Annotated in this window: 1 pseudogene; it reads left to right on the top strand. The window is 40.4% G+C overall.

Going from position 1 to position 907, the window contains the following annotated elements:
- Positions 1–907: pseudogene (locus tag E5983_RS09950) on the top strand (IS630 family transposase); the annotation flags it as partial.

The following is a 907-nucleotide window of genomic DNA, read 5'->3' as shown; positions in this document are numbered from 1 at the left end:
AGAATTAAAATCAGCTCTTAAAAATAAACAATATTCTGCCTATCATAAGCGTATCCAAGCAGTCTATTTGCGTTCCCAAAAAATGACCTATAAAGCAATTATTGAATTAGTCGGCCTATCTCACGATACAATCTGGCGCTTGGTGAAAAAATACAAACAAGAAGGGATCTCTGCTCTGATTCAAGATCGACGTGGAGGTCGTCGAGCTGCTTACCTTACCTATGAAGAAGAAACAGAGTTCTTAAAAGAGCAGCTTGAATCTAGTGTATCTGGTGAAATTGTGACAATTAACGAAATTCACGAAGCTTATCAAATCAAAATCGGGAAAAGAACAACCCGTGAAGGTTTTTATGCACTTTTGAAACGCCATGGTTGGCGTAAAGTAACCCCTAGGCCAGAACATCCTAAAAAAGCAGACGCTAAAACGATTTTAGCGTCTAAAAATAAAATCTACTGTCAGGAGAGCAAGAAAGCGCTTTAAACATAGTAGACGCTATAACAAAGTACGGTTGATGTATCAAGATGAGGCAGGTTTTGGTCGCATTAGTAAGATGAGCAAGGCATGGGCTCCAAAAGGAATTCGACCACAAGTCCACAGTCACCATATTCGAGAATTTCGTTACTGCTACGGAGCTGTAGACGCTCATACTGGAGAGTCTTTCTTCATGATTGGTGGAGGATGTAATACGGACTGGATGAATGAATTTCTAAGACAGTTGTCAGAATCTTACCCGAATGATTACATTGTACTGGTAATGGACAATGCGGTCTGGCATAAATCAAGCACCCTAGAAAAACCTAGCAACATTGGCTTCGAATTCATCCCGCCCTACACTCCTGAAATGAATCCAATCGAGCAGGTGTGGACTGAGATTCGTAAAAGAGGATTCAAAAACAAAGCCTTTAA

This window comes from Streptococcus danieliae (assembly GCF_009767945.1).
In the GTDB taxonomy this organism is placed as follows: domain Bacteria; phylum Bacillota; class Bacilli; order Lactobacillales; family Streptococcaceae; genus Streptococcus; species Streptococcus danieliae.
Note: the sequence above shows the minus strand (reverse complement) of the source record. Positions and strands in the feature narration are given on the sequence as shown.